The organism is Bacillus sp. LK2 (assembly GCF_001043575.1).
Taxonomy (GTDB): Bacteria; Bacillota; Bacilli; order Bacillales; family Bacillaceae_G; genus Bacillus_A; species Bacillus_A paramycoides.
In genome coordinates, this window is the sequence record NZ_LDUK01000057.1 from 24,131 (window position 1) to 31,393 (window position 7,263).

Here is a 7,263-nt window from a genome sequence, read left to right on the forward strand (position 1 = left end):
GAATTGCTCTTATGGAAAGAAAAGAATAAGCTGTGGTGGATGATTAATCAAGTAAAAAAGTGAACGCATAAGGAAAATATTCGTTCACTTTTTTTATTCTTTATAAATGTAATTCATAATTTCCGTCAGTACTATCGGGCTTTCTAAATATTTCCTCGAATGGACCAACCTTTTTTGAGAAACCATTTTTTAATGCAAAGTGGTAACCTTCTTCAGTTATAACTTCTTGTAATACTAATCGTTCGAATCCCTTTTCTTTAGCGAATGTTTTAAACCATTCAAGAACAATACTTCCGTTACCTTGATTACTTGGGGTAATGTTTATAGCAGTAATCGCTAAGTATGGATCGGGATAAAACTCGCTTCTAAGGTTAATGGTGACTTTAGATTCTTTAGAAGAAATATTTAAAGCATACTTAGAAATCCCTTCTATGAACATTATTTCATCTTGTACTAATTCGTCTAATAACATTTTTAATTTTTGAAAGTCTTGTACATGAAGAGGGATCTTGTTGAATTTTTCTTTCAAAACAATTAACTCCTTTTAATTTTATTAGAATAAATATCATTATATCTAAAGCTGTAAGAATGGTATAGCTCGTATGGATGATTTGTCAGCGGTTGTTGTTTACTAAATTACACCATGTATTTTAGTGTCCGAAAAGTGTCCGAAAGGGTTTGGAATTGTATATTTTTAAGTAGTAAGATTGCTGAAAAATATTGATATGATAACCTTTTTTGTACCTATTTCCTTCTATTATATGTATACCTTGATGGGCGGAATGATGTAATTCCGTTCGCTCGAAAAACATCCACTTCGATATAGGAGTGGATGTTTTTTTGTGTTTTTGAGAAAAGGAAAATAATTTCTGTAGAATTTTGTCGCTTTCTCTCTTGACCATATTGATACTTCATTGTTAGAATCTAGGAAGATAATATAAAACGATCCTTCATATATCCTCAATGATATGGTTTGAGAGTCTCTACCGGGTTACCGCAAACAACCTGACTATGAAGGCAGTGTGTCTTATATTTATAAAGAGCGGAGACTATCTTTCTTTATAAAGCCAGACCCCTGCCTTTTCTTTGTTATGAGACTAGAGGCGGAGGACTGGCTTTTTTTATTATATTGGTAATGCTTTTCGCCTAATTGGTGAAAATATTTATATACGAGAACTAACGTTGGGGTGATTATTTTGAAGAAGCAACACGATACAATTATCGTTTTAGATTTTGGGAGTCAGTACAATCAGTTAATAGCACGTCGAATTCGTGAGTTCGGTGTATACAGTGAACTTCATCCGCATACAATTACTGCAGAAGAAATTAAAGCAATGAATCCAAAAGGGATTATTTTCTCAGGTGGACCAAACAGTGTATACGGTGAAGGTGCATTACATTGTGATGAAAAAATCTTTGAACTAGGATTACCGATTTTCGGTATTTGTTACGGTATGCAGCTTATGACACAACACTTCGGTGGTAAAGTAGAGCGTGCAAACCACCGTGAGTACGGAAAAGCTGTTCTTAAAGTAGAGAACGAATCAAAATTATATGCGAACCTTCCAGAAGAGCAAGTTGTATGGATGAGTCATGGTGACTTAGTAACTGGTTTACCTGAAGGATTCGTAGTAGATGCAACAAGTGAGTCTTGTCCAATTGCTGGTATGAGCAATGAAGAGAAAAACTTATACGGTGTACAATTCCACCCAGAAGTACGTCACTCTGAGCACGGTAACGATTTAATTAAAAACTTCGTATTCGGCGTATGTGGTTGTTCTGAAGGATGGAACATGGAGAACTTTATCGAAGTAGAATTAGAGAAGATCCGTGAAACTGTTGGAGACAAAAAAGTACTATGCGCACTTAGTGGCGGTGTAGACTCTTCTGTTGTAGCAGTATTAATTCATAAAGCAATCGGTGACCAATTAACATGTATTTTCGTTGACCACGGCTTACTTCGTAAAGGTGAAGCAGAAGGCGTTATGAAAACATTTAGCGAAGGCTTCCATATGAACGTTATTAAAGTGGATGCACAAGAACGCTTCATGAACAAGTTAAAAGGTGTAGAAGATCCAGAACAAAAACGTAAAATTATCGGTAACGAATTCATTTACGTATTTGATGATGAAGCTTCTAAATTACAAGGTATGGACTTCTTAGCGCAAGGTACACTTTACACAGACATCGTTGAAAGTGGTACAGCAACTGCACAAACAATTAAATCTCACCATAACGTTGGTGGACTTCCAGAAGACATGCAGTTCAAATTAATTGAGCCTTTAAACACTTTATTTAAAGATGAAGTACGTGTATTAGGATCAGAACTAGGAATTCCTGATGAAATCGTATGGCGTCAACCATTCCCAGGTCCAGGACTTGGTATTCGTGTATTAGGTGAGATCACAGAAGAGAAATTAGAAATCGTTCGTGAATCTGATGCGATTTTACGTGAAGAAATTATAAAAGCAGGATTAGACCGCGAAATCTGGCAATACTTCACTGCGCTTCCTGGTATGCGTAGCGTAGGTGTTATGGGTGACGAGCGTACTTACGATTACACAGTAGGTATCCGTGCAGTAACATCTATCGACGGTATGACAGCTGACTGGGCACGTATCCCTTGGGACGTATTAGAGAAAATCTCTGTACGTATCGTAAACGAAGTAAAACACGTTAACCGTATCGTGTATGATGTAACGAGTAAGCCACCAGCAACTATCGAGTGGGAATAGTATTATAAAAAAGATCCATCTATCGTTTATGTATAGATGGATCTTTTTGTTTCTACTCTTAATACGAACGAAAATATAAAAGTTTATAAAAACGTTCGTTTTTAAATTGACAAAAGTACCTTATCGAGTTAATATGATTATGTAATTGATACGAAAAGTGAATATTATAGCCGTCGTATAATATCGGGGATATGGCCCGAAAGTTTCTACCTAGCTACCGTAAATGGCTTGACTACGAGGCGTTTTTATAAAGATGAGGGGAAACTTGTCTTTGTTTATAGAACGCTTCCATGTATATGCAATGGAAGCCTTTTTTATTTTTATAGATAAAAGAGGGCTAGGGTGAAATGCGGCGAGTAATCATATAACGGGGGAAACGTAGGATGAAACGCTATTTTCAGTTTGATGAGCTCGGTACGAATTATAAGACTGAGTTCATAGCAGGGTTAACGACATTTCTATCTATGGCTTACGTACTATTTGTCAATCCTGCTACGCTGTCACTTGGAAATGTTAAAGGGTTACCAGCAGGTACAGGGATGGATCCAGGTGCAGTATTCGTTGCTACAGCATTAGCAGCAGCGATTGGTTCGTTAATTATGGGTATTTTCGCAAAGTATCCAATTGCTTTAGCACCAGGTATGGGAATTAACGCGTTCTTTGCTTATACAGCAGTGTTAACGATGGGTATTCCATGGCAAACAGCAATTGCTGGAACATTAATGTCAGGTATTATCTTTATTATTCTTACTGCTTCAGGTATTCGTGAAAAAATCATTAATGCTATTCCAGCAGAGTTAAAATTTGCGGTAGCAGCAGGTATCGGATTATTCATTGCCTTCCTTGGATTTCAAAATGCCGGAATTATCGTAAAAAATGATGCTGTTCTTGTTGGATTGGGGGATTTAACAAAGGGCACAACGTTACTAGCGATTTTTGGAGTTGTTACTACAATCATTTTCATGATTAAGAAAATAAATGGTGCAGTTTTCTACGGTATGATCCTTACAGCAATCTTAGGAGTAGCAACTGGATTAATTGATACACCGAAAGCTGTAGTGGGAGCAATACCGAGTCTAGAACCAACGTTCGGGGTAGCGTTAACTCACTTTGGAGACATTTTCACTGTTCAAATGGGGATTGTTATTATAACGTTCTTCTTTATCGATTTCTTTGATACAGCAGGTACGCTTATGGCGGTTGCGAATCAAGCAGGATTAATGAAGAACAATAAATTACCACGTGCAGGAAAAGCGTTATTTGCAGATGCGATCGCAACTGTAATTGGTGCAATTCTAGGTACATCTACTACGACGTCTTACATTGAATCGTCTGCGGGGGTAGCAGCGGGAGGGCGTTCTGGATTTACAGCAGTTGTAACAGCAGGGTTCTTCTTGCTAGCACTATTCTTCTCGCCATTACTAAGTGTTGTAACGCCAGCTGTAACGGCACCAGCTTTAATTATTGTCGGGATTTTAATGGTTTCTTCTTTAGGAGAAATTGACTGGAAGAAATTCGAGATTGCAGTACCAGCATTCTTTACTATCATTTCAATGCCACTTACGTATAGTATCGCGACAGGGATTGCGATTGGATTTATCTTCTATCCAATTACAATGGTTGTGAGTGGTCGTCGTAAAGAAGTTCATCCAATTATGTATGTTATGGGAGTTTTATTCGTACTATATTTCATCTACGTTCGTAAATAGAAGGGGTTTTTCAAAGGTCTAGACTTAAGGGGAGTCTAGACCTTTTTTGCGTCTTCAGAAAATCTTAAGGATTTCCGAGCGTTTTTCTTCAGAAGTTTTCCTATAATAGAAGTTAGGGATAAAAAAAGTGATGGGGGAGATATTGTGGCACACGAAACAATACTTGTCGTAGATGATGAAAAAGAAATTCGGAATTTAATTACAATCTATTTAAAGAATGAAGGATATAAAGTTTTACAGGCAGGGGACGGAGAAGAAGGGTTACGCATATTAGAAGAAAATGAAGTACATTTAGTCGTATTAGATATTATGATGCCGAAAGTAGATGGTATTCATATGTGTATGAAAGTAAGGGAAGCGAAAGAAATGCCGATTATTATGCTTTCGGCGAAAACGCAAGATATGGATAAAATTTTAGGATTAACAACAGGTGCAGATGATTACGTAACGAAGCCGTTTAATCCGTTAGAATTAATCGCAAGAATTAAATCTCAGTTACGCCGTTATATGAAAATGAATGGTTTCGCTATTCAAAATGAGGACGAGTTAGAAATTGGAGAGATGAAAATAAACATTTCGACCCATAAGGTTATTGTAGAAGGGGAAGAAGTAAAGTTAACTCCGAGGGAATTTTCAATTTTAGAATTACTAGCTCGTAATCCAGGTATGGTCTTTAGCGCGGAACAAATTTATGAAAAGGTTTGGAACGAAAGATCTTTCCAGTCTGATAATACTGTAATGGTGCATATTCGGAAAGTGCGTGAAAAGATTGAGGAGAACCCGAGAAAACCTAGATATATAAAAACAGTGTGGGGAGTGGGGTATAAGATTGAAAAAGATATTTAATCCATTTACTTATGTGAGGAAAACAAGACAATTAATTGAGAAATTAGTAAAGAGCGTACGAAAGAGTATAAGAATTCAATTGGTTACTACTTTTGCTGCTTGTGCGTTATTAGGAGTTTTTTTTGCAAAGGGAGCTGCACCATTTTTTGAGAATGCGAATCGTCAAGCAACTATCGATTATCGGGCTGGTATGGAGCAAATTAACCAACAAGCTCAAAGTGTGGCAAATAGTTCAGTTCATGAAAATAAATTAGAGGCTATATCAAGTATGATTGAACTAGAGAATCAAAATTTAGAACGAGGCTCTAGAGCTTTAAAGGTATTGGTTACTGACGAGAGTGGTAAAGTTTTATATAAGACGAAGCAGGCACAAGAAGAGCAAATTGATTTGCATAATACGATTCGTAATGCAGCATCATTTGCGATTAATTATTCAAACGGTCGAGATGTATTTGAAAATACGAGAAAAGAATTTATATCCTTTTCGCCTATTACAATAGAAAATAAGAATTTGTATATGTTCGTTAGTGGGATTCCGGATGGTTTAGTAATGTATGAGACACAAGAAGGGCCATTTCCATTTTTCATAGGTGTGCTCGTATTCATTTTCTCTTTCTTCTATATAACAAAGAGAAAGATGAAGCAAATTGAAGCGATGGCACTAGGTGTAAAGGAAATAGAAAAGGGGAACTTAGCTTACCGTATTGAGAAAAAAGGTGAAGATGAGATTGCAGCTTTAACTGAGAATATTAACAATATGGCAGAAGAGCTTATGAATAATATAGAAAAAGAGCGTAAGTTAGAAAAGCAGAAAAACGAGCTTATTACGAATGTATCTCATGATTTACGTACGCCACTTACTTCTATTATGGGTTATTTACGATTACTTCGAGATTCTAAATATGAAAATAAAGAACAACATGATGAGTATACGAGAATTGCTTTTGTAAAGTCGGAGCAGTTAAAGAATTTAATAGAAGATTTATTTGAGTATACGAAGTTAACAAATGAACAGGTTGTGCTAGAAAAACAAGAAGTATGTGTAAATGAGTTGCTTGAGCAATTAATAGAAGAGCTAGTACCACAGGCGGAAGAGCATGGACTTACATTTGTTAAGAAATTTCCTGAGGAACGTGCATATGCAACAATTGATTCGGAAAAGATGGTCCGTGTATTCGATAATTTACTAATGAACGCGATTAAGTATAGTAAAGATGACGGAGAGATAAAGGTTTCACTGCAAAGGCAGCGTAGGGATATACAAATTGTTATCGCGAATCATAGCGAAGAGTTTACGAGAGAAGAGTTAGGGAGTTTGTTTGAACGTTTTTATAAGAAGGATCAATCTCGAAGTAGAGTAACAGAAGGATCGGGACTTGGATTAGCTATTGCGAAAAGTATTGTTGAATTGCAAGGTGGTAGTATTCGAGCTGAATATGAGGATGGTATTATTCAATTTATAGTCTCGTTACCAATTGTAGAAAAATAATAAATGAATAGAATGTCATATGATAAAAAGGCTTATTTTAAAAGAAATAAGTCTTTTTATATTTTTTTAGAAAAACATATTGACGATTAGAGTTTAGAGGTGTAGTATTATATGAGTCGCCGATAGCAACAACGCAGAAAGCGACAAACGAAATAAAAAAACTTAGTTGACATTGAAACATGAAAATGTTAACATAAGGAAGTCGCAAATGAGCGGCAAAGTAGTTCTTTGAAAACTGAACGAAACAAACAACGTGAAACGTCAATTTTTATTTTTAGATGCTAGACAAACTAACTTTATTGGAGAGTTTGATCCTGGCTCAGGATGAACGCTGGCGGCGTGCCTAATACATGCAAGTCGAGCGAATGGATTAAGAGCTTGCTCTTATGAAGTTAGCGGCGGACGGGTGAGTAACACGTGGGTAACCTGCCCATAAGACTGGGATAACTCCGGGAAACCGGGGCTAATACCGGATAACATTTTG

General features: G+C 36.5%; 5 protein-coding genes, 1 rRNA gene and 2 riboswitches. Of the genes, 5 read left to right on the top strand and 1 reads right to left on the bottom strand.

The window, feature by feature from the left end; translation table 11 throughout:
- Positions 1–100 precede the first annotated feature (100 nt).
- The gene (locus tag VK90_RS24750; RefSeq protein WP_048376009.1) at positions 101–529 is read right to left on the bottom strand and encodes a hypothetical protein; all 429 of its coding nucleotides are present in this window, start codon (positions 527–529) and stop codon (positions 101–103) included.
- Positions 530–930: 401 nt separating this feature from the next.
- A riboswitch (purine riboswitch) is annotated at positions 931–1,032 on the top strand.
- Between the two features lie 164 nt (positions 1,033–1,196).
- Here VK90_RS24750 and guaA point away from each other — a divergent pair.
- The 5 genes from guaA to VK90_RS24775 form a co-directional block, all read left to right on the top strand.
- Entirely contained in the window at positions 1,197–2,735 is a 1,539-nt protein-coding gene (gene guaA, locus VK90_RS24755; protein ID WP_000743914.1) for a glutamine-hydrolyzing GMP synthase, read from the top strand.
- 153 nt (positions 2,736–2,888) lie between these two features.
- Positions 2,889–2,990: riboswitch (purine riboswitch) on the top strand.
- A 128-nt stretch (positions 2,991–3,118) separates the two neighbouring features.
- The gene (locus tag VK90_RS24760; RefSeq protein WP_048376011.1) at positions 3,119–4,444 is read left to right on the top strand and encodes an NCS2 family permease; all 1,326 of its coding nucleotides are present in this window, start codon (positions 3,119–3,121) and stop codon (positions 4,442–4,444) included.
- A 144-nt stretch (positions 4,445–4,588) separates the two neighbouring features.
- A complete protein-coding gene (locus VK90_RS24765; protein ID WP_025149405.1) occupies positions 4,589–5,290 on the top strand; it encodes a response regulator transcription factor in 702 nt (233 codons plus the stop codon).
- Positions 5,274–6,779 (top strand): aminopeptidase AmpS, encoded by a 1,506-nt coding sequence (ampS, locus tag VK90_RS24770; protein ID WP_048376013.1) that lies wholly within the window; start codon positions 5,274–5,276, stop codon positions 6,777–6,779. The genes VK90_RS24765 and ampS overlap by 17 nt, the downstream gene beginning before the upstream one ends.
- A gap of 296 nt (positions 6,780–7,075) precedes the next feature.
- A 16S ribosomal RNA gene (locus VK90_RS24775) occupies positions 7,076–7,263 on the top strand; the annotation flags it as partial.